The 24,758-nt window shown below is 44.3% G+C and carries 23 protein-coding genes and 1 tRNA gene; 16 read left to right on the top strand and 8 right to left on the bottom strand.

The window, feature by feature from the left end; genetic code table 11:
* The first annotated feature begins 862 nt into the window (after nucleotides 1–862).
* Nucleotides 863–1,705 carry a hypothetical protein gene (locus LZ23_RS04915; RefSeq protein WP_045212095.1) on the top strand — a complete coding sequence of 281 codons (843 nt, stop codon included), beginning with the start codon at nucleotides 863–865 and terminating at the stop codon, nucleotides 1,703–1,705.
* 82 nt (nucleotides 1,706–1,787) lie between these two features.
* Here LZ23_RS04915 and LZ23_RS04910 read toward each other — a convergent pair whose 3' ends face one another.
* Entirely contained in the window at nucleotides 1,788–3,425 is a 1,638-nt protein-coding gene (locus LZ23_RS04910) for a 4Fe-4S binding protein (RefSeq protein ID WP_052507124.1), read from the bottom strand.
* Nucleotides 3,425–4,396 (bottom strand): DUF362 domain-containing protein, encoded by a 972-nt coding sequence (locus LZ23_RS04905; RefSeq protein WP_045212093.1) that lies wholly within the window; start codon nucleotides 4,394–4,396, stop codon nucleotides 3,425–3,427. Before LZ23_RS04905 ends, LZ23_RS04910 begins: the two co-directional genes overlap by 1 nt.
* Nucleotides 4,397–4,628: 232 nt before the next feature.
* On the opposite strand from LZ23_RS04905, the gene LZ23_RS04900 reads away from it, so the two are divergent.
* Nucleotides 4,629–4,943 (top strand): cupin domain-containing protein, encoded by a 315-nt coding sequence (locus tag LZ23_RS04900; protein WP_045212092.1) that lies wholly within the window; start codon nucleotides 4,629–4,631, stop codon nucleotides 4,941–4,943.
* Nucleotides 4,944–5,101: 158 nt separating this feature from the next.
* Here the strand turns inward: LZ23_RS04900 and LZ23_RS04895 are convergent, their stop codons facing one another.
* The 3 genes from LZ23_RS04895 to murA all read right to left on the bottom strand — a co-directional run bounded on the left by LZ23_RS04895 (nucleotide 5,102) and on the right by murA (nucleotide 8,520).
* On the bottom strand, nucleotides 5,102–5,569 hold the full coding sequence (locus LZ23_RS04895; protein WP_045212122.1) for an RrF2 family transcriptional regulator: 468 nt from the start codon (nucleotides 5,567–5,569) through the stop codon (nucleotides 5,102–5,104).
* 453 nt (nucleotides 5,570–6,022) lie between these two features.
* Nucleotides 6,023–7,165 (bottom strand): protoglobin domain-containing protein, encoded by a 1,143-nt coding sequence (locus LZ23_RS04890; protein ID WP_045212090.1) that lies wholly within the window; start codon nucleotides 7,163–7,165, stop codon nucleotides 6,023–6,025.
* A 101-nt stretch (nucleotides 7,166–7,266) separates the two neighbouring features.
* Nucleotides 7,267–8,520: a UDP-N-acetylglucosamine 1-carboxyvinyltransferase gene (murA, locus tag LZ23_RS04885; protein ID WP_045212088.1), complete on the bottom strand. Its 1,254-nt coding sequence runs from the start codon at nucleotides 8,518–8,520 to the stop codon at nucleotides 7,267–7,269.
* Nucleotides 8,521–9,322: 802 nt separating this feature from the next.
* Between murA and LZ23_RS04875 the strand changes: the two genes are divergently transcribed.
* The 10 genes from LZ23_RS04875 (at nucleotide 9,323) to hisF (ending at nucleotide 17,179) form a co-directional block, all read left to right on the top strand.
* Nucleotides 9,323–10,624 carry a phenylacetate--CoA ligase family protein gene (locus tag LZ23_RS04875; RefSeq protein WP_045212085.1) on the top strand — a complete coding sequence of 434 codons (1,302 nt, stop codon included), beginning with the start codon at nucleotides 9,323–9,325 and terminating at the stop codon, nucleotides 10,622–10,624.
* A gap of 86 nt (nucleotides 10,625–10,710) precedes the next feature.
* Complete coding sequence (locus LZ23_RS04870) at nucleotides 10,711–11,142, top strand: ACT domain-containing protein (RefSeq protein WP_045212083.1); 432 nt, start codon at nucleotides 10,711–10,713, stop codon at nucleotides 11,140–11,142.
* Between the two features lie 332 nt (nucleotides 11,143–11,474).
* Nucleotides 11,475–11,550 (top strand) — tRNA-His (locus LZ23_RS04865).
* A 141-nt stretch (nucleotides 11,551–11,691) separates the two neighbouring features.
* Nucleotides 11,692–11,895: a hypothetical protein gene (locus tag LZ23_RS04860; protein WP_045212081.1), complete on the top strand. Its 204-nt coding sequence runs from the start codon at nucleotides 11,692–11,694 to the stop codon at nucleotides 11,893–11,895.
* Entirely contained in the window at nucleotides 11,892–12,683 is a 792-nt protein-coding gene (locus LZ23_RS04855; RefSeq protein ID WP_045212080.1) for an ATP-grasp domain-containing protein, read from the top strand. The genes LZ23_RS04860 and LZ23_RS04855 overlap by 4 nt, the downstream gene beginning before the upstream one ends.
* Nucleotides 12,684–12,766: 83 nt before the next feature.
* The gene (locus tag LZ23_RS04850; RefSeq protein WP_045212078.1) at nucleotides 12,767–13,843 is read left to right on the top strand and encodes an NAD(P)H-dependent flavin oxidoreductase; all 1,077 of its coding nucleotides are present in this window, start codon (nucleotides 12,767–12,769) and stop codon (nucleotides 13,841–13,843) included.
* A gap of 13 nt (nucleotides 13,844–13,856) precedes the next feature.
* Complete coding sequence (locus tag LZ23_RS04845) at nucleotides 13,857–14,669, top strand: amino acid ABC transporter permease (RefSeq protein WP_232300408.1); 813 nt, start codon at nucleotides 13,857–13,859, stop codon at nucleotides 14,667–14,669.
* 121 nt (nucleotides 14,670–14,790) lie between these two features.
* On the top strand, nucleotides 14,791–15,615 hold the full coding sequence (locus LZ23_RS04840) for a transporter substrate-binding domain-containing protein (protein ID WP_045212077.1): 825 nt from the start codon (nucleotides 14,791–14,793) through the stop codon (nucleotides 15,613–15,615).
* Nucleotides 15,616–15,768: 153 nt separating this feature from the next.
* The gene (hisH, locus tag LZ23_RS04835) at nucleotides 15,769–16,410 is read left to right on the top strand and encodes an imidazole glycerol phosphate synthase subunit HisH (protein ID WP_045212075.1); all 642 of its coding nucleotides are present in this window, start codon (nucleotides 15,769–15,771) and stop codon (nucleotides 16,408–16,410) included.
* The gene (gene hisF, locus LZ23_RS04830) at nucleotides 16,400–17,179 is read left to right on the top strand and encodes an imidazole glycerol phosphate synthase subunit HisF (protein ID WP_045212073.1); all 780 of its coding nucleotides are present in this window, start codon (nucleotides 16,400–16,402) and stop codon (nucleotides 17,177–17,179) included. The genes hisH and hisF overlap by 11 nt, the downstream gene beginning before the upstream one ends.
* A 105-nt stretch (nucleotides 17,180–17,284) precedes the next feature.
* Here the strand turns inward: hisF and moaC are convergent, their stop codons facing one another.
* The 3 genes from moaC to rpoZ are packed head-to-tail and all read right to left on the bottom strand — an operon-like array spanning nucleotide 17,285 to nucleotide 19,090.
* Complete coding sequence (moaC, locus tag LZ23_RS04825) at nucleotides 17,285–17,764, bottom strand: cyclic pyranopterin monophosphate synthase MoaC (protein ID WP_045212071.1); 480 nt, start codon at nucleotides 17,762–17,764, stop codon at nucleotides 17,285–17,287.
* Between the two features lie 7 nt (nucleotides 17,765–17,771).
* On the bottom strand, nucleotides 17,772–18,872 hold the full coding sequence (gene dnaJ / locus LZ23_RS04820; protein WP_045212069.1) for a molecular chaperone DnaJ: 1,101 nt from the start codon (nucleotides 18,870–18,872) through the stop codon (nucleotides 17,772–17,774).
* A gap of 2 nt (nucleotides 18,873–18,874) precedes the next feature.
* On the bottom strand, nucleotides 18,875–19,090 hold the full coding sequence (gene rpoZ, locus LZ23_RS04815) for a DNA-directed RNA polymerase subunit omega (protein WP_045212067.1): 216 nt from the start codon (nucleotides 19,088–19,090) through the stop codon (nucleotides 18,875–18,877).
* A gap of 1,267 nt (nucleotides 19,091–20,357) precedes the next feature.
* On the opposite strand from rpoZ, the gene LZ23_RS04805 reads away from it, so the two are divergent.
* The 4 genes from LZ23_RS04805 (at nucleotide 20,358) to flhB (ending at nucleotide 24,727) form a co-directional block, all read left to right on the top strand.
* Nucleotides 20,358–21,104, top strand: coding sequence for a tRNA lysidine(34) synthetase (locus tag LZ23_RS04805; RefSeq protein WP_045212119.1), 747 nt, complete (start codon nucleotides 20,358–20,360; stop codon nucleotides 21,102–21,104).
* Nucleotides 21,105–21,343: 239 nt separating this feature from the next.
* Nucleotides 21,344–22,246 (top strand): M23 family metallopeptidase, encoded by a 903-nt coding sequence (locus LZ23_RS04800; RefSeq protein ID WP_045212064.1) that lies wholly within the window; start codon nucleotides 21,344–21,346, stop codon nucleotides 22,244–22,246.
* A gap of 623 nt (nucleotides 22,247–22,869) precedes the next feature.
* Nucleotides 22,870–23,655 carry a flagellar biosynthetic protein FliR gene (fliR, locus tag LZ23_RS04795; RefSeq protein WP_045212063.1) on the top strand — a complete coding sequence of 262 codons (786 nt, stop codon included), beginning with the start codon at nucleotides 22,870–22,872 and terminating at the stop codon, nucleotides 23,653–23,655.
* A gap of 10 nt (nucleotides 23,656–23,665) precedes the next feature.
* A complete protein-coding gene (flhB, locus tag LZ23_RS04790; RefSeq protein ID WP_045212061.1) occupies nucleotides 23,666–24,727 on the top strand; it encodes a flagellar biosynthesis protein FlhB in 1,062 nt (353 codons plus the stop codon).
* The last annotated feature ends 31 nt before the right edge of the window (nucleotides 24,728–24,758 follow it).

Raw genomic sequence — 24,758 nt, 5'->3', positions numbered from 1 at the left:
GGTCCCGGGCCGCCCAGGTGAAGAGCTTCTAAGTAACTACAATCGTTTTGATAATAAAATCAGATGTTTACAGTTTTCACATTTTTACAATTTTTGCTTATGATTCATGCACATTTGCCAGCAAAGTTCCGTCAAAGATGGGAACTTTGAGCCTGGCACAGGGACTGTCCCTCGCTGTGTAAATTTTGTCAATAAAGCCAATTTCTTCCAGGGACCAATGCAGCATCAAACTTTTTTATAGTACCTCGCGGGGACTGTCCCAATTTCCCGAAAAGTGACAGAGTCATAAAGTTACTCACAAGTTCGGTCCCGGGCCGCCCAGGTGAGGAGCTTCTAAGTAACTACAAACGTATATGCAATAAATTCAGAGCATTACGGTTTTACGATACAGATTGCTTCGGTCGCTTAGGCTCCCTCGTGGGTGACAGGTTTTCAGCTACCACATCCCTGTCAGCTCAGGTGTCATTGCGAGCGAGTCTTCGAGCGCGGCAATCCTTGTTGCGAGCGAAGCGAAGCAATCTCGTGTTGAGGCTATTTCAAGTTACTCACAAGTTCAGTCCCGGGCCGTCCGGGTGAGGAGCTTGTAAATCGAAATGCAACTACAGGCCCCAGGATCCGTCATCCCAAACTCGTTCCGGGACCGGGGTGACGGTTAAAGCAGATTTTACTCTTTACCGGCATTCCGGAGAAAGCCGGAATCCAGGGCATTTTAATAGTCTTATAGCAAGTGTGATGAGCAGTTACTACAAAACAAAAAATGATAAGTCTCTGTATTTATTTGTTAAGTATTTGGTCGCAATTACTTATAGATGTTGATCAGCAAAGCTAACAGCTCCAAACCCGAACATATAAGGGTTGATAATTGAGCATAATTATTGAAAAAGTACATCACATTTATGACCCACTCCATTACTATTGGGAACATAAGACTACCCAGCGCCTGGTTACATGGACACTCATCAGTGTTTTTCTGATTAGCCTGACAGGGATAGAATTAAACAGGACAGGTCTTCTGCCTGAAAGTCTGGCTCAGCATATCCCTACCAATCCTTTTTATGCAGTTCACCTGGCATTTACTCTCCTGCTTTTGACTGAAGTTATCAGCCTGATTTTTATCCTGCCTTGCTCGGTTTCCAGAGCAGTCGGAAAGCAGTTTGAAATCCTGGCGTTAATTTTCCTGCGTAATGCTTTTAAAGAGCTCATTCATTTTTCAGAACCCATCAAACTTGCCGGGCAAATGGATGCAGTATTAAGAATAGGTGCCTACGGCCTCGGAGCACTGATAATTTTTGTCCTGCTCAGCATTTATTACAAACAGCAGGTCAAACGGGAGGAAGCAGGATCCGGGGCAGTTCTTTTCATGTTTGTGGGAGCTAAAAAGATGGTGGCCATCATGCTGCTTGTGGTGTTTACCTTGCTTGTAGCTTACAATGTTTCTTCAGTTGTGGGAGAACATGATCACATTGAATTTTTTGCTGAATTTTATACCATTCTGGTATTCAGCGACATTCTACTGGTACTCATTTCTCACAGTTTTTTCCCGAGTTTTCAGGATATATTCAGAAATTCCGGATTTGCAGTTTCAACACTGCTCATGAGATTGAGTCTGACAGCTCCGGAATATTATGATGTGCTAATCGGAGTGGGAGCTGCTTTGTTTGCTCTGTTCTTAGCCATGTCATATCGAAGAAGCTGTCTGCAGTGATCAATTTTTACCAAAAAAATTATACCTATTCAACCTGCTGTGAGGACAGCCTGTTTTTGAAAGTGGATGAATACAATCCTCTTCAGAAACTGAAACCAGGAGGCAAGTCCCCCGGACCCTGCGGGTCAAAGAGGTAATCAGGTGGTCTTCTCTGCCGGTCCGGATCAGCCTCCAGGTCCATTCCAATGGCCCTTCCGGTCTCGATATATGACCCTGTGTTCATCCTGAGAGCCTCCATGGGTTCAACAATGATGGCAGAACCGGCCTGAACAGGACAATGGTATTCACATGCTCCGCATCCACTGCATTTATTGGGTAAAACATATGGTACCGGCACGGACCTGGAATCAACTCTCTTAAGCTCAATGGCGGCGTATGGGCAAACCTCATAGCAAACCAGACATTCCCTGTCCCATTCCCAGGCCAGACATTTATAGGGGATCACATATGAAGTTCCAACTCTGGCCCACATTTTTTCCTCAAGAGACAAGGCTCGAATCGCACCTGTGGGACAAACGTGACCACAGACATTACACATAACCTCACAAGGCCCTCTTCTTGGAAGCATTTTGGGACTGAAAATACCATCTAAGCCTGCCTCAAGCCAGACAGGCTGCAAGGTATTAGTGGGACAGGCTTTCATACATAACCCACACCTTACGCATCTGGACTGAAAGTCACGCTCCAGTACAGCACCTGGCGGACGAATGAGGCTATGCGGCATTATGTTGCCTGGAACCAAATCATTTTTGACTGCAGCTATTCCAGTATGAGCAATAATTGCTGATCCAGCACCCACTGCTGCGGCTGCAATCACCCTTCTTCGAGAAGGTATAAAATCTCTGTCTGCAATAATATCGGATTTCCATCCAGGCTTGAAATTTACAGCCTGTTCCGGGCATACCCTGACACAGGTCTGACAAACTATACATTCCTGATAAACAGTTTGAAAAGGATCATTCTGGATGGCATTCATGGGGCATTTTTTTTCGCACATTCCGCAATGTGTGCATTCAGAACTTACATGCCTGCGAATCAGAGGCTTCCTGCCAAGAAGCGCCATCATTGCTCCGGAAGGGCACAAATATCTGCACCAGAATCTTGGAGAAAAATACACCAGCAGCATTACACTGCCAAAAAATGCAGCAATGAACCATTGGGTGGCAAAACGTAAGACCTGAGGTTCGGCATAGGTCAAAAAATCTAACCCGAGCATCATGCTGAAAGGCATGGTCAGATCAAGAAAAATGTCAGTCACGAATATCAGAACTGGATAAATGATAAGTCCATACAGTCTGGTTATCAGAGAAAGCGGGGCAGCTGAAAAAACCCATGAAATGCTCAGAATTCCAGCTCCAAGGATAAAAAACAAGACATAGAATTTCAGCTTTAAAAGGCTTGCTCTCTGCTCATTTTTCAGTCTTTTGCTGCCGGACCGGATTTTGAAAAGCCTGTCACTTAAATCTATGGTGGTTCCCATGGGGCAGACATACCCACAAAAAAACCTGCCAAGAATCAGTGTCAGACCAAGAATGATAAACCCGGGAAAAAGGGACCATATCCAGGCTCTCGATGAGATCATAGTTCCCAGTGATATTAATGGGTCAAGCCTTAGAAAAGTATCAGCCGGGAAAAATGATGATAATGGAAAAGCAGCTTGAAAAAGAAGATAAAGAAAGAAAATCAGACATATGCCTTGAGAAATTACCCTGAAATTCATCAGGCATCCACAGTGGTTACAGTCAGGTTTTCTATGTCCATCCTGCCCAGACCTCTATTGTGAGCCTCAAGTATATGAGCAACGTTTTCCGGCATGATATCCCTTCCATACCAGGGAAACATATTCACCACCATGGCATCTGCTGAAACCATATCAGTAGACGCAACCACCCTGTTGCCCTGAATGACTTCCCCGGGCCCGAACGGACCATGACTTGCCAGCACCCTGGTTGCATCAATAATTGTCAGGTCGGCTTTCAAAAAAGTACACAGATCAACAATTGCCGAGCTCAGATTAAACCTGCGATGCATTATGCCTCGATCCCTTATCAAACCCATCATCCCTTTCATGCTCAAACTCACGCCTGTACCGGAATGAGACTTGGCTACCGGAGCTGCAATGAGTACGTCGGCATCAAGAACCGGGTTCATAACATCAGTCTGCTTCATGGTTTGGCCCTGATCAAGATCAACTGTAGTAAAAAAACGATTGGATGTGAATGTGTGAACCGAAGTCTGAGGCACAGAGCTACAGGCTTCCTGTATGCCTGATCGCTCTAAGCATAACTCTGCACCCTGAAGAGGATTATCCAGAATCATAACGCTTGCAGCGCCTGCTTCCACACACATCATGGCAAGAGCCTTCACCACATCGGGATGAGTATTGGTCGCCCTTTCTGGAGGGTGTGCAAAACTCATATTGGGCTTGATGACAACCTTGTCTCCAGGTTTAACATAATGGGCCATTCCTCCAAGAATATCCACAGCAGCCCTTGCAGCCACGTCAGGCCCTCCTCTCGCAACAGCAATTTCAGGTCTGTCCTGTGCTTTGATTGAAGAGGGGAAAATAAAGCCTGCTTTTGCCACTGCTGCTGCAAAAAGCGCTGCCTTACCCTGTTTTTTTATAAAGTCTCTTCTGGAGACTAAACTTTTGCCTTTGGACCACAAGCTTGATTTCGATTGATTTTCCATTTTAAAATATCTCCAATTGAGAGTTAAAAGAACTTCACCGGGGAGGACCGGGACCGAACCTGTGAGTAAATGGATAATGCAGTAAGTCACTAAATTTGACCCAAGTCAATGCAGCTTCAAAACTTAATGGCTATGTGTGTGCCATGTTTACGCATCAACAACCTCGGGCACAAAGTCGAACAGCAAGAAAAAAGCAACTATTTCACAAACAATTTAAAAAAGGAGAAAAGACATGAAAACAATGAATATCTTTAAGGAAGGAAGCTTTAGCGAAAAGGCCATGAAAAAATTACTGGTACATGACAGCCCATATTTCAGAATTATTAACTTTAATTTTAAGGCTGGTCAGGAACTTCCCATTCATTCTCATGAGCTTGAAGGAGAATTGAGCATTCAGGTGCTGGAAGGAAAAGGCGAATATCTCGCTGCGGACAAAACCCTTCCAGCTGAAACCGGGGATATCCTGGTATGCGATATTGCCGAACCGCATGGCATAAGAGCCACAACCGACATGCGGGTACTGGTGACTATTGCACCACCCCTCTAAAGGCTTCGAACCTGTTCCATAGCAGACTTGCTATGTGTATTCATTTCAAAATCTGTTAATATCCCGGTGACAGTCCGGCATTCAATCTCGAAAATAATTCAAATGAATTGAAAACCTGACTGTCACCAAAGATAAGTTGTATTATATCTATCAGATTACTAATCAAACTTAATCCCTTTCATCAGAGCCGCTGTATCATCCTGCAGGTCATCTTCGCTGGGGCAGGCTGAATCTCTAAGATCAGCCAGACTGATCCCTTTCAACTTGATCCAGATAATCTGGTTAATGTCATTCCAGATTTTTCTGGTTTTACAGTCATCGTGTTTCTCGCAATTTTCAGGTTCATCAAGACATGGGCATAGCTCAACTTTTCCCTGAACAGCTTCAAGTATATCAGCAAGAGTTATCTTCTCCGGAGGGATTGATAATATATATCCGCCTCCAGGACCTCTGAGACCATCTACAAGTCCAGCCTTCCTGAGCAGCCTGACAATCTTCTCGAGATACTTTTCTGAAATACCCTGACGTTTAGCAATCGTCTTAATCCTTATAGGCCCTTTGCCCTGCTGTTCCGCCATATCCAACATAAGCCTCGTGCCATAACGAATAGTAGTAGATAGTTTCATAATTTCTCCAATATTGTTTTTTTCCTGAAAACATACCAACAAAGTAGTTTTCAGCTACCGTATGAATTAATCTTTGTCCAGAAAGTTTTTTAAAAAAGTAGTGTTTTTCAAAATGAGCATGAAATAACATTACTTTTCAGGTTGAAGGCTGAAGAATTAGGATCTTGGGCATCATTGCTCATTTAAGGGTAAATAAATTACTTGTTTTTTTCTACAGGATTAAAACGGTAAGTTACTAGGCTTTTTCCGCGACCCTGCGCGGGAAAAGAGGCCCCTTCGGGACAAAAGAGACTGCCCACGGAATACACTGAATTTCATGGAATATGCGTTGCTTCGCAACGCTTGAAAAACACTTCCGTGCCCTTCCGTGTGTTCCGTGGGCAAAAACTCCTGGCTTTCTTTGAAAATGAAACAACATGTTGGTTTGAAATTTCCAATAAGCGCCTAATCAGCTCAGGGTAAGGGCATTGAGATCACAGACGCAACTCCCTGGCCTTCCACAACCTCCAAGGTGAAATTTCCATGATTTTTGCGGGCTGCCAGCTTTACAATGGGCAGTCCAAAGCCTGTTCCCATGGCCTTAGTGGAGTAAAAGGGTGTAAACATCTGCTCAAGTGTTTCGCGGGACGGAGCAGGTCCATTATTGAAAATCCTGATCTCTAAGTAACCAGGATTCTTCGGATTCAGAAGAGTACTTATTCGCAACACAGGATTAGAAGACTCAAGAGAAGCCTCAATGCCATTTTGTAAAACATGTAGACACAGTACTTTAAAATCAAACTCGTCAGCTAAGACCTGAGGCTGCTGCCCATCAAAACTGATCTCGACACTGATTGACTGCATTGATGACTCAAGTTCCTGCAGCCTTGCCTCTATAACTTCCTGAACATTGCAAAGAACAGGAACAGGCTGCTTTTGAAAAATTTCATTATATGTTACCACATTCTTTACCATAATCTCCAGTCTTTTTGCTTCGGACAGCATGGTGGAGTATATTTCCCGACGGGGATCATCCTGAGCAACTTTTTTTTGAAGTCGCATTATATTTCCGCCGATTACAGTCAGTGGATTGCGCACCTGATGAGCTATCCCCTTGATCACCTCATGGTCACACTGAGTAATGGTAGTAATGAAGGCATCGGTTTCAATAAGGATACATAAATCCAAAACCTTATCTATACTGATGATCATCTGATCCACTGTTTGAGAATCAACTTCTCTACGGGCAATTTCATGCACAAAACGTCGCACCAGACCATAAGCCATGTTTATATATCTATGATCTATGCCAATTTGAACATGCTTCAACCCGCTTTTCCAGTGCCTGACAAAAAAATCATCACCTCCATTTGTCTTGAAAAGAGACTCAAACCAGAAAGCCCAGATGTTTTTCAGCTGATCACTTTGAGTCTCATGCTCAAGCACAGCCTTAGTATGAGGCTGCTGAATAAAATAATCGAAAAACCATTGAGCAAAATGATCTTTTTCCTTTATAAAGTATCGCCCTCCCTGCCTCATGAAAATAAAGTCCTGTTCATCAATCCCCAACTGACCTTTAAAAAACTTGAGACGTTCTATGGGGGCAGGAATAACCATTTTATTACGCTCCAAAAGGTTGTTTGTTGTTATGAGTAAGGTAAGGTAATGTGCTGAAAAAATAAGCTCGTTTAAGGACTTACGCTACAAGGCAGAAGAACTTATTGAGACACTCTCTCAATTCTGGCACCTACTTTGGAAAGCTTTTTCTCCATGCTTTCATAGCCTCGGTCTAAATGATAAATCCTGCTGACCTCGGTAGTACCTTCAGCAACAAGACCGGCCAAGACCAGGGCTGCGCTGGCCCGAAGATCTGAAGCCATAACAGGAGCGCCCATAAGTTTCTTTCCTCCTCTTACCACTGCGTTTTGACCTGAAAGCTTGATATTGGCACCCATTCTGATTAACTCTAAGGCGTGCATGAACCTGTTTTCAAAAATTGTCTCCTTAATTACACCGCTGCCCCGTGCAACGCACATCAAAGCCATGATCTGAGCCTGCATATCTGTAGGAAAGCCAGGATAAGGCAAGGTGACAACATCAACACAACTCAGCTTATCATCAGCACTGATTTGAACTCCTTTATCCTGCATTACTACTTTTACACCCATCTCCTGAAGCTTGGCACTGACCGAATCCAGTTCTTCAACAGGACAATTGGTCAGCAGGACATCTCCAAAACTGATTGCCCCTGCTACCATGTAGGTTCCTGCTTCAATACGGTCCGACATGACTCTGTATCTGCACCCATTAAGAGCTGGCACTCCATCAATAGTAATGATACTTGTTCCATGCCCGTTAATTCTTGCTCCGCAGGCATTGAGAAAATTCGCCAGATCAACAACCTCAGGTTCCTTGGCCGCGTTCTCAAGAATTGTCTTGCCTTGAGCCAGGCTTGCAGCCATGAGCAGATTTTCAGTACCGCCCACAGTTGGAAAATCAAAGGTAATATGTGCTCCCTTAAGGGGAGATTTGCATGTTCCTATAATGTATCCTGAATCAAGATCAAATGTTGCACCCATCCGCTCAAGAGCTCGCAAGTGGAGATCCACTGGCCTTGAACCAATGGCGCACCCTCCGGGTAACGCCACTTTGGCCCTGCCCAGCTTTGCCAGGAGCGGACCTAAACAGAGCACTGAAGCTCTCATAGTCCTTACAAGATCGTAAGGCGCTTCCGGAACCAGATTGCCCGCACTGATTTCCACCTCAGGACCATTAAAATCTGAATTACACCCCAGCAGGGTCAAAAGCTTTAAGGTCGTCCTTATATCCCTGAGTTCCGGTACATTTTCAAGAACTACATCACCCTCGGGCATCAGGGATGCAAGAAGAATGGGCAGTGAAGCATTCTTGGATCCACTGATTCTGATTTCGCCCTGCAGGCGGTTTCCGCCTTGTATTACTAATTTGTCCATAATAATCCTGTCGGGTTAATAAATTTGCTGGTATCTGTTTAGCGCTTTGGATGTTGTGGCATGGCTTCCTGCCCGGAGGCATACAGCCCGGAGGGGGACTGGCTCTTCCTGGACCCACTTGCCCAAAAATGAGTCATTTTGAGCACAAATTGATGCTCAAGTGGGTCCCGGAATGCCTGTCCCCTGCTTTCCATAAAAGCGCTAAACAGGTACATTTGCTGAAATATTGAAGAACAGATAAAGGTATCAGACAAAACGTGTCAAGTAGAGATATAAACTCCGGGTGCTTACTGTACTTTTCCCTTGACTATACATGGCTTCATGAGGCAAAAATTACAACTGCAGCAAACTTGGAAAAGTTTTTGTTTTTAATAATTTAAGACAGACGATTGAAGCGGTAAGTCACTAATGCGGGCTGTGCCCACAACCCAATTTAAACAAGAATAGTGAAGTTTGGGCGACAACCTTACTTTTCAGGCTGAAGGCTGAAGGCTGAAGGCTGAAGGCTGAAGGCTGAAGGCTGAAGGCTGAAGAATAATGATCTTGGGCATCATTGCTCTTTAGGTTAAATAAATTTCGTAATAGTTTAGCCCTTTTCTAAGGAAAGCAGGGGACAGGCACCCCAGCCCTTGTTTTTTGTTGATGTAAAACACAGACTTAATAAAACAAGGGCTGGGAGAGCCAGTCCCCCTGCCACATGCAAATGGCTAAACTGTTACTAAATTTCTTGTTTTTTTCTACAGGGTTGAAGCGGTAAGTTACTAAAATATTACTTATTTTTTAAATTGCTCAGGAGAAAATTATGGTCTTTGATGTCCAGAATGAAACCATGCCCAGGGATGAACTGGAAACCCTGCAACTTAAAAGACTCAAATATCTTGTTGAAAAAGTTTATCATAATGTACCTTTTTACAACAAAAAATTTTCTGAAATGAAAGTAAAACCTCAGGATGTCAAGTCTTTGAATGATCTTAAACACTTGCCATTTACTGAAAAGCAGGATCTTAGAAATAATTATCCATTCGGATTGTTTGCCGTGCCAAGAGAAAGTGTTGTCCGGGTGCATGCTTCTTCGGGCACCACAGGAAAAGCAACCGTTGTTGGATATACCCGAAGAGATGTAGACAACTGGGCAAGTCTTATGGCCAGATCATTTGAGGCATGCGGCGTGACCAGAGCCGACATTGTACACAATGCATATGGTTATGGTCTGTTCACTGGCGGACTTGGTGCGCATTACGGTGCTGAAGCTCTGGGAGCAACCATTTTGCCTGTGTCAGGCGGTGCCACTAAAAGACAGGTGATGCTTATGAAAGATTTTGGGCCTACAGTAATCTGCTGCACCCCGTCTTATGCCCTGCATTTATATGAGACTGCCCTGGCCAACGGAATCAATATAGACGACCTCAGACTGAAGGTGGGTATCTTTGGAGCAGAACCCTGGACAGAGGAAATGCGCCATGACATCCAGAACAAACTGCAGCTCAAGGCCCTGGACATTTACGGTCTGTCAGAGATTATGGGGCCTGGAGTCGGCATCGAGTGTATTGCCGCTCAGGACGGACTGCACATCTGGGAGGATCATTTTCTTATTGAAATCATCAATCCTGAAACAGGTGAACCATTGCCTGCAGGAGAAAAGGGAGAGCTGGTCATAACCACACTGACCAAAGAGGCACAACCTTTAATCAGATACCGCACCCGGGATATTACCAGGATCAACAATATTCCCTGTCGCTGCGGAAGAACCCACTACCGCATTGAGCGTATCACCGGGCGCAGTGATGATATGCTCATCATTAGAGGAGTCAACGTTTTTCCATCACAGATTGAAAGTATTCTGCTTGAAACAGAAGGACTGAGCCCCCACTACCAACTCATCATAGATCGCAAAGGCTCAATGGACATCTTAGAGGTGCAGGTGGAAGTCAATGAAAAGCTTTTTTCTGATGAGATCAAACATCTGCAACAAATTGAAAAAAAGATTATGTCTCACATAAAGGAATTTCTGGGAGTAACAGCAAAGATTACCCTTGTAGAACCCAGAACCATTGCCAGATCCGAAGGCAAGGCACAAAGGATCGTTGACAAGCGCAAACTTTAAAATACAGGCTGAATTGCAAAAAAGCGCTTGTACTTTTTTGTTTCAACCATTTCTCATCAACCCATAGATCAACAAAGAGGTTAATCATGAAGGTAGAACAAATATCTATATTTCTGGAAAACAGAGCAGGAAGACTTGCTGACGTTACCAGAACTCTTTCTGAAGCAGGGGTGAATATCCGCGCACTTTCCCTGGCTGATACAACTGATTTTGGTATTTTAAGACTTATTGTTACAGACCATGAAAAAGCCAAAAAAGCCCTTAAAGATAATGGTTTTACTGTTGGTCGAACCAATGTTGTTGCTGCTGAGGTGGAAGACAGACCCGGAGGTCTGCATGATATTTTATCCATGCTCAGCACAAATGGCATCAATGTGGAATATATGTATGCCTTTGTCCAGCAAAGCGGCAAGAATGCAGTCCTGATTTTCAGGTTTGATAGAACTGATGAAGCCATTGAAACTCTTCAAAAAAATGGTGTCCGGATTATTCCCGGAAGTGAGCTTTATAATATTTAAAACGCTCCGCTCTTTTCCACCTGCGGGCTGTGCCCACAACCCAATTTTAAAATGAATCTTTAATTTGGGGCGATAATCGTAGGTTTCAGGCTGAAGGCTGAAGGCTGAAGGCTGAAGGCTGAAGGCTGAAGGCTGAAGGCTGAAGGCTGAAGGCTGAAGACAGAGGGTTGAAGGTTGAAGAGTAAGGATCTTGGGCATCATTGCTCTTTCAAGGTTAAATTACTTTCTTGTTTTTTTTCTGCAGGATTGAAACGGTAAGTTACTAACCGGTAGATAAAAAATTCTGCTTGACTGCAGGTTGATACAAGTATAAATTTAATTTTTTGCCAATGGTGGGTGTAGCTCAGTTGGTAGAGCACTTGGTTGTGGCCCAAGTGGTCGTGGGTTCAAGTCCCATCACTCACCCCATCAAAAATATAAGGGTTGCTTCAGGCAACCCTTTTTTTTATGGTTCATCAAGTTGCTCGCAAGTTCAGCTGTGTTTCGTGCAGAAATCAGATATATTAATTACCCTGTTTATATCATCCCCAATACCAAGGAGCAAAACTGATGAATGATCAAAACTTTCAGAAACTCTGGACTGAAATCAAAAAAAACCTTGAGACAGGCAGAGAAAAGTTAGAAACAAAAATGCCTGAAATTGAATCCAAAATATACACATATGCTCAGAAAATAGGCATTAATCCCCAGGATATTGACAAGGCCAAAGACAAGGTGCGTCAAAAAATCAAGGAGTTCCAAGACAAAAAATGATTGTTCGCAGTATAGCTGAATTCAGAAAAGTATATCTGAGCCTTGATAAAGGCGATGCTTTTGTGGGCAATCTTATATTAAGACCAGGCGAAGAATTTAAAGCTCTTGATCTTATCAATCGGGGCGTGATTGTTTACCCCTCTCTCTTATCTCAGTTCCTGAGCAGATCTAAAGTTTTTCAGGCGCAGGTGCTTAGTTCATTCATGCTGCCCAATACCTTTGTAGCCTACAGAAGTAAGGATATCATGCGCAAACTTCCCGACTATCCCCCTGACCTGCCTGTTGTCTGCAAGCGGGATCGAAAGCATTTAGGTCTTGGGCTAAGCAAATGGAGCAGCCTTGAGCACCTGCAAAGCCTTGCAGCCATGGAAATGCTGCCTTTTCCTTTTGTGGTGCAGCCATTTCTGGAAAATGCAAGAGACATCAGGGTTCTGATTATTGAAGATTATTCTGAGGCCTATGAAAAAATCAATCCCAACAGCTTTCGCAAAAACCTGGCCCAGGGCGGTACGGCCATTAGAATCTCCATGCCCGACTGCTTGCAGGAATTCTGCCATAAAATCATGCTTAGAGGAGAATTTCCTTATGCCATTATGGATGTTCTGATGGACCGGAATGAAAAATTTTATTTATCAGAAATATCCCTCACAGGAGGTCTGACGGGTTCCAGACTGGGTCAGGAGGAATTTGTCAATCGAAAGAAGAAAATGCTTGACTCCTTTTGCCTGAGCTTAACCGATAACATTACCCACACCTTTTCTCAACCCGAATTACAACCTGCCCGTTAAAACAAAGACCAGTTAACTCACTTGCCTTTTGACATGTCCTGTGCTTAAAAGAAATAATTATTTCAGCAAATACCGGAGGAAAAATGGAGCTTCCCAAACTTAGATTCAAAGACTTAGTTGCAGATGTACCGATAGTTCAAGGGGGCATGGGTGTAGGTATCTCCATGGCAGGGCTGTCTTCAGCGGTAGCTCAGCAAGGGGGAGTTGGTGTCATATCAGCGGCCCTGATTGGAATTGACGAACCTGATGTCGCCAGAAACCCTGTTCAGGCACATATCCGAGCCTTGAAGCGAGAAGTGGCCAAAGCCAGGGAAATGACTTCCGGAATCCTGGGAGTTAATATCATGGTTGCCCTGACCAACTTCAAAGATATGGTCAAGACATCCATTCAGGAAGGCATAGATATCATCTTTTCTGGTGCAGGCCTTCCATTTGATCTGCCTTCATACCTTAATGAAGAGTCCAGAACCAAGCTGGTACCCATTGTATCATCCGCCCGTGCAGCCAAGATTATTTGCAAAAAATGGATCTCCAAGTTCAACTATGTTCCAGACGGTTTTGTGGTTGAAGGCCCTATGGCCGGAGGTCATCTCGGCTTCAAAGCAGAACAGCTGGATGATCCTGCTTTTAAACTGGAAAATCTTGTCCAGGAGGTGGTGAAGACTGTAAAGCACTTTGAAGAAGAACATAACAGTCCTATACCTGTTATCGCTGCAGGCGGCATTTATACAGGTGCAGATATCTGTCGATTCATCAAACTTGGAGCTTCCGGCGTTCAATTGGGTACCAGATTTGTGGCTACCCATGAATGTGATGCAGATCCAGGATTCAAACAGGCTTTTATCGACTCAGGGCCTGATGATGTTATTGTCATAAAAAGCCCGGTAGGTATGCCGGGAAGAGCACTGCGCAATACTTTTCTTCAAGATGTGGAACTGGGCAAAAAGAAACCTTTTAAATGCCCATATCAATGCATTGTTACCTGTGATTATCAGAAAAGCCCTTATTGCATTGCTGCTGCCCTCAATAATGCAAAAAAAGGTAAAATGCACAGGGGTTTTGCCTTTGCAGGGCAGACTGCGGGCAGGATTACCGGTCTGATCTCAGTCAAGGAGCTTATGGATTCCCTTAAAACTGAATTTGCAGAGGCCTGCTCCTGAACCAGAAATGTTTTTGCGTTTTTTTAAAAATTTTTACCATGCTCTAATTTCTCAAAGCTTCCAGGATATTGTAAAATTTTTCATTATCCTGGGTCTATTATACTGGCTCATATCAACAGGGTCTGAGAGGCTCGAGTATAACTGGCAGTGGTACAGGGTAAAACAGTTTCTGTTCACCTTAGATCAGAACGGGTTTGTTCCCGGCCCTTTACTGCAGGGTCTGTGGGTTACCCTTAAGATTGCTTTTTTAAGTCTTTTCCTGACTTTGATTTTTGGCCTTATTACAGCTATATTCAGACTTTCAGACTCTTTTGTTGCATCATTACTGGCCAGGGTCTATGTTGAGTCCATTCGCAACACTCCGCTTTTGATCCAGCTTTTATTCAATTATTTTGTTCTCTCGCCAATTCTGGGCATAGATGCTTTCATGACGGCTGTTCTAACCCTGAGTCTTTTTGAAGGTGCTTACGCGTCTGAAATCATCAGGGCCGGTATTCAGTCCATTGACAAGGGCCAGTGGGAGTCTGCCCAAAGTACCGGACTGAACAGGATGCAGACCTATTTTTATATTATCATACCTCAAGCCTATAAATTTCTTATCCCTCCCATTACAAATCAGAGTGTGGCTCTGATCAAAGACTCGGCACTGGTCAGCACCATAGCCATATATGACTTGACAATGCAGGGACAGGTCGTAATATCTAATACTTTTTTAACATTTGAAATATGGTTTACTGTAGCGGTAATTTACCTCTCTGTTGCGCTATTCATTACTTTTGTGGTCTATGTTCTTGAAATGTATCTGCACCGGGGAGTGCAGTCATGAAATTCTGCTGCAGCTGGTCGGGTCAGCCTGGACTGCAAAAACTCTATCTTGAAGTCGCATGAGTCAGGAGACGGTAATTGCAGTCTGACCCAATTGACACCCTAATCAAATCGGAGGAAACATGTCTTATCTGAAACCAGTCATACTATCCATTTTTATTTTATTTTTCATTGCTGGAAGCGCCTATTCATCACAGGTGCGCTCACAATTAGCCCAGGAAAGTACCCTTGAACAGGTTATGAAACGCGGCGTAATGAGAGTCGGCATGTCAACATTTGTACCCTGGGCCATGCAGAGTAAAGAGGGAGAGTTTATCGGCTTTGAAATTGATGTAGCTACAAGACTGGCCCAGGATATGGGAGTAAATGTTGAGTTTGTTCCAACAAGATGGTCAGGAATTATACCCGCTCTGCTTACTGGTAAGTTTGATATAATTATCGGCGGCATGGGCATTCGGCCAGATCGCAATCTAAAAGTTAACTTTTCCATGCCATATGATTATTCAGGAATGTCCATAGTCGCGCATAAACAAAAGGCCAAAGGCTTTACCAGCTTAGATGATTTTAACAGTTCTGATGTCACCATAGCTGCCAGACTTGGAACAACTGCTGCGTCAGCCGCAGGCGATTTCATGCCTGAGGCTTCTTTAAGGCTTTTTGATGATGAAGCCCAGGCTATTCAGGAACTGATGAACGGACGTGTCCACGCAGTTGTTGCTTCCGCACCCCTGCCGGCTTTTCAGGCTATCCAGCACCCTGACCGTCTTTTTGTACCCATTGAAGAGAACTTTACTCAGGAACCTATTGGTTTTGCTGTTAGAAAAGGTGACTACGACATAATTAACTTTCTCGATAACTGGATCAGGTTTGTTCAAGCTGAAGGGTGGCTGAAACAAAGAAAGCATTACTGGTTTGAAACCAGAGACTGGGCAGATCAAATCAGATAAGTTTGTTGCCACTACAGTGACACTGTGTTTAAACTGGAAGGGGACTAGCTCTTTTGCCGTCGGACAGTCCGGCTGTTTTACGGCTTATGGTCGGCAAAATGCCTTTCCCCGGTGGCCGAGGCAATAAATTACTAACATTGGAAGGTAATGAGCATGATAGCAATCTTAGACTACAGGGCAGGCAACCTGACAAGCGTCAAACGTGCCCTTGACCATCTCAATATTCCCAACCGCATTACCAGCGATCCCAAAGTGCTGGACTCATCAACCGGTTTTATCTTTCCTGGAGTGGGTGCGGCAGGCTCTGCCATGCGCAACCTCAAAGCCAGCAACCTTCACCAGACCATAAAATCGCTGATCCTGGCCGGCAAACCCATGTTGGGAATCTGCCTCGGGTGTCAGATCATTTTGGATGAAAGCACGGAAAACAGTACAAAAACTCTGGGAATAGTTCCTGGAAGATGCAACCGTTTTTCCACCAGCACCATGGATGAAGCAGGTGATCCAATCAATATACCTCATATGGGCTGGAACAGTGTTAAACTGGTTAAGGAATGCTTGCTGTTTGAAGGAGTACCTGAGGATGCTGAGTTCTATTTTGTGCATAGTTTCTTTCCTGTGCCTGATCCTGCTTACATTGTGGGCACCACTCAATACGGGATGGAATTCTGCTCTGTTTACGGTAGACCAGGCTTATGGGCCATGCAGTTTCACCCGGAAAAGAGTGGACGCCCAGGCCTGAAAATCCTTTCCAATTTTTACAATTATTGTCAGGAGAGATGTAATGCTCAGTAAAAGAATCATCCCCTGTCTTGACGTCAGGGACGGCAAACTGACCAAAGGAGTCAAGTTCAAGGGTAATGTTGATATTGGCGACCCTGTTGAAACTGCAAGAAAATATTATGAAGAAGGTGCTGATGAAATTGTTTTTTATGACATAACAGCTTCTGCCGAAGGCCGGGGCATTATGCTCAAGGTTGTAGAAGAAGTAGCGGCATCCATCTTTATTCCATTTTCTGTAGGGGGCGGAATCAGCAAGCTTGAAGATATGCGTGCAGTACTCCTGGCTGGAGCAGAAAAAGTATCTGTCAACTCTGCAGCGGTAAAAAATCCTTCCATTATTTGCCAGGGAGCTGAAGCCTTTGGTTCGCAATGCATTGTAGTGGGTATGGATGTGCTTCAGGTAGATAAAACCCCGGATATTCCTTCAGGATATGAAATTGTGATTCACGGAGGCAGAAAACATATGGGGATTGACGCGCTTTGGTGGGCCCAGGAGGCCGAGAGACTCGGTGCCGGAGAGTTATGCATTAATTCCATCGATGCCGATGGAACCAAAGATGGCTATGAGCTCAACCTCACAAGGATAATCTCAGAACACGTCAGCATCCCTGTAATTGCTTCAGGAGGAGCTGGAAACCCGCAACACATGGTTGAAGCCGTAACTCAGGGTAAAGCTTCAGCAGCCTTGATTGCGTCTATTGTGCATTACGGTGAGTACACAATTCCTGAACTTAAGCAATACATGACTAATGCAGGCGCAAAAGTCAGGATGAGCTGGTGATATAATATGCAGTAAGTCAGGTGCTTACTGGAAGTGTCAGTCACCCCGGACTTGATCCGGGGTCCAGTTTATTTTGAAATTACTAAGAAGCAGCACTAAATCAAACTACTCTGCCTCAAAAGTCCCGCTTCTGCCCCCACTTTTATAAATCAATCTGCAGGAATCAATAACAATATCTTTTTGAACCGCCTTGCACATATCATATATGGTCATGCAGGCGGTTTGAACTGCTACCAATGCTTCCATTTCTACTCCAGTGGAAGATATGGTCCTGGCTTCCGCTTCTACTATGATTCCCGGAATTTCACTGTTCAAGTGAAAACGAACATCAACATAGCTCAAAAAAACAGGATGACACATGGGAATAAGGCGACTGGTTTCCTTGGCAGCCATTATTCCGGCTATTTTGGCTGTTGTCAGGACATCTCCCTTGGGCATCAGATCCTGCTGCAGCTTAGTAAAGGTGTTTCTGTTCAATCTGACCGTGCTGCGGAAGACAGCTTTTCGCTCGGTCTGCTGCTTTGCTCCGACATCCACCATCTGCACACCGCCGGTCTCATCAAAGTGAGTAAATCTGCTACTCATTAAAATGCTACTCTCCCATGACCTTTTTGAAAAAACTCTTTACTTTCTGCCCAGTTTTCTTTCCTTCAAGCTTATCGAATTCTCTCAGCAATTCTTCCTGTTTCTTATTGACTTTTCTGGGAATTTTAACATTAACCTTGACAAGCAGATCACCCTTAAATGTCTTTCCTGGGTGAGGCAAACCAAGACCTTTAAGCTGTAAAACTTTGCCGCTCTGGGTTCCCCTGGGGATTTCCATGCTGATGGGATCATCAAGAGTAGGAACCTCAACCTTATCTCCAAGAATAGCCTGGACAAAAGAAATATCCACACTGATTATCAGATCCTGGCCCTGTCTTTTGAAAACCTTGTCCTCTTCAATATAAAGAACAACATACAAATCACCTGGGGGGCCACCGTTTTCGCCGGGTTCGCCTTCTCCCCGAAGCATAAGGCGGCTTCCATTATCAACCCCGGCGGGAACTCTGACTTTAAGCTTCTTGTGTTTGGAAACAATACCTCGACCAGAGCAGTCATGGCATGGATTTGTAATCATCATGCCCTGCCCTCTGCAAATGGGACAAGGCATGGCCACCTGAAAGAAACCTTGAGAACGGTGAATCTGTCCCCGCCCATGGCAGTGGGCACAAGTTTCCGCAGAGTGCCCCGGTTCTGAGCCGTCTCCGGAACATCTCTCACAAGTTTCTCTTTTGGGCAGATCAAGCTCCACTTCAGTTCCCTTGGCCGCTTCCTGGAACGAAATAGTCAGATTATAACGTAAGTCGGCACCTGATCTTGGAGAATTGGCGCTGCGAGTCCCAAAGCCGAAGAAATCACTGAAAACATCAGAAAAAGAATTAAAGATATCTTCATTGCTTGCAAAACCGTCAAAACCGTTATTGCTCAGACCTGCATGACCAAACTGATCATATCTCTGTCTTTTCCCTGGATCACGCAAGACTTCGTAGGCCTCGGCAGCTTCTTTAAAAAGATTCTCCGCCTGAGGATCATCAGGATTGCGATCCGGGTGGTATTTAAAGGCCAGTTTTCGATAAGCCTTCTTTATTTCTTCGTCACCGGCCTGCTTAGAAACACCAAGCACTTCATAGTAATCCCTTTTATCAGCCATTTTTAATCAACCCTGACTCCAGCTTTGTGTATAGACTGAGAAGGAATGACCTTGCCACCAGCAATTTCGCGCAAGGCAGTTACAATCTGCTTGTTTTTACTTTCAACAAGCTTAGGATATCCTTCCCGGTATTGCTTAATCCTTCGAACAGTCATCTGAACCAGCAAAAACCTGTTATTAACCTGATCCAAGCAATCTTCTACAGTAATTCTGGCCATAATAACCTCACATTATTTTTCAAATTATTTTGACAAACATCCCTGAGCTGTGATCTGTCATTTCGAGCCTTCACCGGAAGATTTATGACAGGGAAAGTTTCAAAGATGTCTTCTGTCAGCAAAACACAAACATATAACTTACCTGCTTGTAAGAGGTCAAGCACTAATATTGTCATTGAGAGTCAGTAAATTACCGTTTTAATCCGGTAGAAAAAAACAAGAAATTGTTATCAGTTAATTGGTTTTCCTGATAACTGATAGCTTACAAGTAACTTCAAACGTATATGCAATAAATTCAGAGCATTACGGTTTTACGATACAGATTGCTTCGGTCGCTTAGGCTCCCTCGCAATGACAGGTTTTCAGCTACCACATCCCTGTCAGCTCAGGTGTCATTGCGAGCGAGTCTTCGAGCGCGGCAATCTCAAACGTGTTGAGGCTAATTTTTTAGTTACTCACAAGTTCGGTCCCGGTCCGCCCGGGGGAGGAGCTTACAAGTAACTTCAAAAAAACTGGACCCCGGATCAAGTCCGGGGTGACGGTTAAAGCAAAGTGTAGCTCATTATCGTCATTCCGGCGAAAGCCGGAATCCAGGTTTTGATATTAAGAAGCGGCTGGAGCCGCAAGAACAAAACGCCCCCAGGCTGGAGCCTGGGAACGAGGGGTATGAGTTACTCACAGGAAGCATTATGTCTTTACCATACAGATTGCTTCGGTCGCTTAGGCTCCCTCATGGGTGACAGGTTTTGCGCAACTACATCCCTGACAGCTCAGGTGTCATTGCGAGCGAGTCTTCGAGCGCGGCAATCTCTAACGTGTTGAGGCTGTTTCAAGTTTTTACGATTTTTGCCTATGATTGATGCACATTTGCCAGAAAAGTTCCGTCAAAGATGAGAGCTTTACGCCAGGCACAGCTTCCTGCCCGGAGGCTTACAGCCCGGAGGGGGGGCTGTCCCTCGCTGTGAAAATTTTTCCATTAAAACAAATCTCTACAAGGTACCAATGCAGCTTCAATCTTTTTTATAGCACCTCACGGGGACTGTCCCAATGTCCAAATACGGGACTGTTCTTCAATGTGGAGGCGGCTTCCAGCCGCCTGGAATTAAATAGCCTGCAGGATGCAGGCTCCACTTTAAAGACAGTTACTCACAGGTTCGGTCCTGGGCTGCCCGGTTGAGGAGCTTATAACTTATAACACTTAAGCAAGTTGACTAAAAAGTGCAGCTTTCATATAATTATTGACAATAACAGTCAAAAATGGATTTTTATGGGGTTTCGCAAAAAACTAAACCACGCTCAAAAAACCTGCCTCGGCCGTTGCGGCAAATTGATGCAGGAAACCGGCATGATTCATCCTGGAGCCAGAATTGGAATAGCTCTTTCAGGTGGAGTAGACAGCTGGGTTATGACCATAGTTTTGATGTTGCGCCAGCGGATTGTACCCTTTAAACTTGAACTAATGATCTTGCACGTCAATCCAGGTTTTGACAACTATAATCACGGGCCACTTTTGGACTGGCTTCAGGAACATCAGGTCAGTGCACATATCGAATCAACTGACATTGGGCCTGAATCCCATAAGCCTCATCAGAAAAAATCTGCCTGCTTCCTATGCTCCTGGGCCAGAAGAAAAATTCTTTTCGACCTCTGCCAAAAGTACAGCCTTACTCACCTTGCCATGGGGCACAACGCTGATGATCTTGCAGCAACCTTTTTTATGAACCTGACCCAAAATGGGAGAGTTGGCGGCCTCTCGCCGAGAGAAGCCTTTTTTAATGGTAAATTGACCCTCATCAGGCCTATGCTGACTGTTGAAAAAAAGTTCATAAAAAATGCTGCTCGCAGATGGGGTTTGCCTGTATGGGGAAACCCATGCCCTTCAGCCGGAATCAGCAAACGTATTGAGATCCAGGAAATTCTCGAAAATATTTATAGACATGATAAAAAATACAGAAAGAACATTATTAATGCTTTGAAGAAATGGCAGCTTGACTTGATGCAAGAGTTCACATAGTGGTTTGAAAGTAACTTTCATACTGACATGGGCTGTGCCCCACAATCCAATTGAAACAAGGAACTTTAAGTTGCGGGCATAACTGGACTTTTCAGACTGAAAGCTCAAGCTTCAGGTTCCTGGACATAACACATGTATTTTCTGATACCTGTGGTTGGTGCCGAATCGCGGTTATCCCGTATGAATCTCAGTATAACAAGCTCTTGACAGACAACAATCAACAATGGAGATATTTTTTTATGATTTTTAAAAAATATCAATTTGTCCTGTTTAAAGAACAATATGGGACATGTTCAAAAATATCCATACCCGGCTGGATATTTGTCTTATCATTTATAGTGTTAGCATCTCTCATTGGTTCGAATATTTTTTTCTGGAACTATTATGCCAATTTCAAGTCAATTGAGCACCAGCTACAATACGCCCAGGAGAGAAAACATTCTCAAGAAATTCAAATTTCATCATTCTATCATAAAGTTAAAACACTTGAACAGGATCTTCACAGGGTTAAGGAGTTTGACGACCGTTTGAGGGTAATGCTCGACCTGGAACCGGAAATGCAGACAACTACCCATTCAGTAGGAGGGCCAACAGACAACAACTTTTCTAAAGCCTTTCCATTTTATCGGCAGGAAATGCTGGCAAGAAAAATGCACAACTTCATTGAACAACTCAGCACTGAAGCCCGTTTAGAGGAAGTACGCCAGCAGGAACTTATCCAGGCAATTAAAAGTCAGAACGATCTCTTGTCCTCCACCCCCTCCATCTGGCCAACTCAGGGCTGGGTTACTTCCGAATTCGGCTACCGCACCTCACCCTTCACAGGCAGACGCGAACTGCATAGAGGCCTTGATATTTCCGCCCCCATTGGAACTCCCATCTATGCTCCTGCAGATGGCAAGGTCATATTCAGCGGCAGTGACGGTGCATACGGAGTCACTCTGATCATAGATCATGGACGGGGTATTTCAACAAGATACGCACATCTGCAAGAGTACTTAGCTGAAAAAAGCCAGCATGTTTCCCGGGGCGAGCTTATCGCTTATGTAGGCAATACAGGCCGAAGTACAGGCCCACATCTTCACTATGAAGTCAGAATCAACAATGTGCCCGTAAACCCCAAAAGATATATTCTAAATTAATTTTTTCATCCGGAAAGTCTGACTTTCCGGATGCAAATCCCCTGTTCAGCAATAATCAGATAGCAACAACTACAAGCTACTGCGGGCTGTGCCCACAACCCAATTTAAACAGGAATCGTTAAATTGGGGCAATAACCGAACTATTCAGACTGTAGGCTGAAGGCTGAAGGATTTTAGGCGTCATTGCTCTTTCAAGGTTAAAATACTTTTTTGTTTTTTTCTACAGGATTGAATCGGTAAGATACTAAGCTTTTTCCGCGAGCTTGCACGGAAAAAGTGGCCCCTTCGGGGCAGCTTCAGGTAAACCTATGAATGACGGATTGAGCACGGGGACTGGCTCTCCCGGCATTTATTTTTCTAATTTGTTTCTTGCTCAATAAAAAATAAGTGCCGGGGTGCCTGTCCCCAAAAACATGAAAGCAAGGATTTTTAACAACCTACATGTTTGTTTGAAATTTCCACTAAGCGCCTAACAGCCACGAGCCAGCAGCTACGAGCTAACAGCTAACCATCTCTAAACATTCCACTCACATCTTCCTTACATTTCGTCCATACATTACATCAATTTCCTGCTATCTCACAAATTCCATGCTCTGTGGCTCAGGTTTTGCTAAAGCCCCAGTATGGAACTTTTCAACTTTGATCCCGAAACCATAATGAGCTTTTTGCTGACAACCATCAGAATAAGTCTCGTGGTCTTTCTTCTCCCATTTTTTGGTGGTGAAGCCATTCCCACAACCATAAAGGCAGCTCTTTGTCTGGTCATGTCCCTCGGGCTGTGGCCCTATCTGGCTTTTGAGGGCACTTATGTTCCTGCTCATCCGTTTCAGATCGTAATCTGGATTTTTGGAGAGTTGATGCTCGGCCTGATCCTGGGACTTATGGTCAGATTTCTGATAGCTGCTATCCAGACTGGAGGTCAGATTATCGGCTTTCAAATGGGTTTTGCCATGGTCAATGTCGTTGACCCCATAACAGGAGTTTCCGAAGCTGTTACAGCCCACTTTCTCTACATGACTTCCATGCTGACTTTTCTGGCCCTCAACGGTCACTTATATATGCTGCGCGGTTTGACGCACAGCTTTGAACTCGTTCCTCCCGGTGGAATCTTTATCAGTCCTGAGCTGGTCAATCATGTAATCCAGCTTTCGGGTCAAATTTTTGTCCTGGCCTTAAAGATTGCCTCACCCATAATAGCGACAATATTTCTGGTAAATCTTGGTCTGGCGCTGATATCCAGAGCTGCCCCTCAAATGAACGTTCTGCTTCTCGGTTTTCCCTTGAAAATTGCAGTTGGTTTTCTTTTTCTGGGTTTAGTGTTTGAACTTACTACCATTTATGTAAGCCAGTTCATTACTTCCCTGGGCGAAAACCTCTACTATTTGCTGCAAACCACAGTTAGAAGGTAGAAGGACAGTCATGCCTCAAAAAGATCCGAGCAAAACAGAAGAAGCGACCCCGAAACGGCGCAACAAAGCAAGAGAAGAGGGAAATGTCCCCAAAAGTCAGGAGCTGTCCAAGGTAATTGGCCTGGTAGGCGGCATAATAGCCTTGCGCCTTACCTTTCCCTATATACGCGACAGTATAATGGAGACCATTGACTGGTTTCTGAGTCAGGCCGTTGTCATGCAGTTTAATGAAGAAACTGTTTATGAACTGTTTCTGTTCTGTGCCATAGTTATGGGTAAAATTGTTCTGCCGGTGATGATTTTCATACTGATTTTTACCATAGCCATTATGATTATGCAGGTAGGCCCACTGTGGACCTTGAAACCTCTTAAGCCCAAACTCAAGGTTTTCAACATTGTGGAGGGGCTCAAGAAAAAAATGTTTGATCTGAAAACCCTGGTCCGCTTGGTACGTAACGTATTTCAGGCAGCTGCAGTTGCTGTTGCGCCTTACATTGTTCTCAAGCTTGAATTTGCCAATCTCCTTCCTCTATTTTACGCCAGCCCTGCTATGATCGGCGGATATATTCTTAATACAGGCTTCAAGATGGCTCTTTTCGCTCTTGTTCCTCTGCTCATTATTGCCATTGCTGATGTTGTTTATACAAGATGGGACTACAATGAAAACCTGAAAATGACAAAAGATGAAGTCAAGGATGAACGTAAACAGGCTGAAGGTGACCCCAAAGTTAAGCAGCAGCAGAGACAGAAAATGCTGGGCGTTACCCAGCAGCGTATGATGCAGGATGTTCCCAAGGCCGATGTAGTCATTACCAACCCCACACATATAGCCATTGCCATCAAATATGATCCTGCCGCAGCTCCAGCTCCCATGGTGCTGGCCAAGGGCGTGAATCACCTGGCTGAAAAAATCAAGGCTGCAGCACGTCAGAACAATATCCCCATCCGAGAAAACAAGCCGTTGGCACAAGCCTTGTATAAAAGTGTAGAAGTTGGACAGACAATACCTGAAGAGCTTTACAAGGCAGTGGCTGCTGTCCTGGCGGAAATTTACAAGATTAAGGGCCGATAAGGCTTGGTAACCGGTAACAAAAATATTCAAA

The organism is Desulfonatronovibrio magnus (assembly GCF_000934755.1).
GTDB classification, from domain to species: Bacteria; Desulfobacterota; Desulfovibrionia; order Desulfovibrionales; family Desulfonatronovibrionaceae; genus Desulfonatronovibrio; species Desulfonatronovibrio magnus.
The sequence above is the reverse complement of the archived record's forward strand: the minus strand, read 5'-3'. Positions and strand labels throughout refer to the sequence as shown.

Coding starts and splice junctions, on each gene's coding strand:
- LZ23_RS04910 (WP_052507124.1), bottom strand. CDS start 3,425: ATGAATTTCAGGGTAATTTCTCAAGGCATATGTCTGATTTTCTTTCTT.
- LZ23_RS04905 (WP_045212093.1), bottom strand. CDS start 4,396: ATGGAAAATCAATCGAAATCAAGCTTGTGGTCCAAAGGCAAAAGTTTA.
- LZ23_RS04900 (WP_045212092.1), top strand. CDS start 4,629: ATGAAAACAATGAATATCTTTAAGGAAGGAAGCTTTAGCGAAAAGGCC.
- LZ23_RS04895 (WP_045212122.1), bottom strand. CDS start 5,569: ATGAAACTATCTACTACTATTCGTTATGGCACGAGGCTTATGTTGGAT.
- LZ23_RS04890 (WP_045212090.1), bottom strand. CDS start 7,165: ATGGTTATTCCTGCCCCCATAGAACGTCTCAAGTTTTTTAAAGGTCAG.
- murA (WP_045212088.1), bottom strand. CDS start 8,520: ATGGACAAATTAGTAATACAAGGCGGAAACCGCCTGCAGGGCGAAATC.
- LZ23_RS04875 (WP_045212085.1), top strand. CDS start 9,323: ATGGTCTTTGATGTCCAGAATGAAACCATGCCCAGGGATGAACTGGAA.
- LZ23_RS04870 (WP_045212083.1), top strand. CDS start 10,711: ATGAAGGTAGAACAAATATCTATATTTCTGGAAAACAGAGCAGGAAGA.
- LZ23_RS04860 (WP_045212081.1), top strand. CDS start 11,692: ATGAATGATCAAAACTTTCAGAAACTCTGGACTGAAATCAAAAAAAAC.
- LZ23_RS04855 (WP_045212080.1), top strand. CDS start 11,892: ATGATTGTTCGCAGTATAGCTGAATTCAGAAAAGTATATCTGAGCCTT.
- LZ23_RS04850 (WP_045212078.1), top strand. CDS start 12,767: ATGGAGCTTCCCAAACTTAGATTCAAAGACTTAGTTGCAGATGTACCG.
- LZ23_RS04840 (WP_045212077.1), top strand. CDS start 14,791: ATGTCTTATCTGAAACCAGTCATACTATCCATTTTTATTTTATTTTTC.
- hisH (WP_045212075.1), top strand. CDS start 15,769: ATGATAGCAATCTTAGACTACAGGGCAGGCAACCTGACAAGCGTCAAA.
- hisF (WP_045212073.1), top strand. CDS start 16,400: ATGCTCAGTAAAAGAATCATCCCCTGTCTTGACGTCAGGGACGGCAAA.
- moaC (WP_045212071.1), bottom strand. CDS start 17,764: ATGAGTAGCAGATTTACTCACTTTGATGAGACCGGCGGTGTGCAGATG.
- dnaJ (WP_045212069.1), bottom strand. CDS start 18,872: ATGGCTGATAAAAGGGATTACTATGAAGTGCTTGGTGTTTCTAAGCAG.
- rpoZ (WP_045212067.1), bottom strand. CDS start 19,090: ATGGCCAGAATTACTGTAGAAGATTGCTTGGATCAGGTTAATAACAGG.
- LZ23_RS04805 (WP_045212119.1), top strand. CDS start 20,358: ATGGGGTTTCGCAAAAAACTAAACCACGCTCAAAAAACCTGCCTCGGC.
- LZ23_RS04800 (WP_045212064.1), top strand. CDS start 21,344: ATGATTTTTAAAAAATATCAATTTGTCCTGTTTAAAGAACAATATGGG.
- fliR (WP_045212063.1), top strand. CDS start 22,870: ATGGAACTTTTCAACTTTGATCCCGAAACCATAATGAGCTTTTTGCTG.
- flhB (WP_045212061.1), top strand. CDS start 23,666: ATGCCTCAAAAAGATCCGAGCAAAACAGAAGAAGCGACCCCGAAACGG.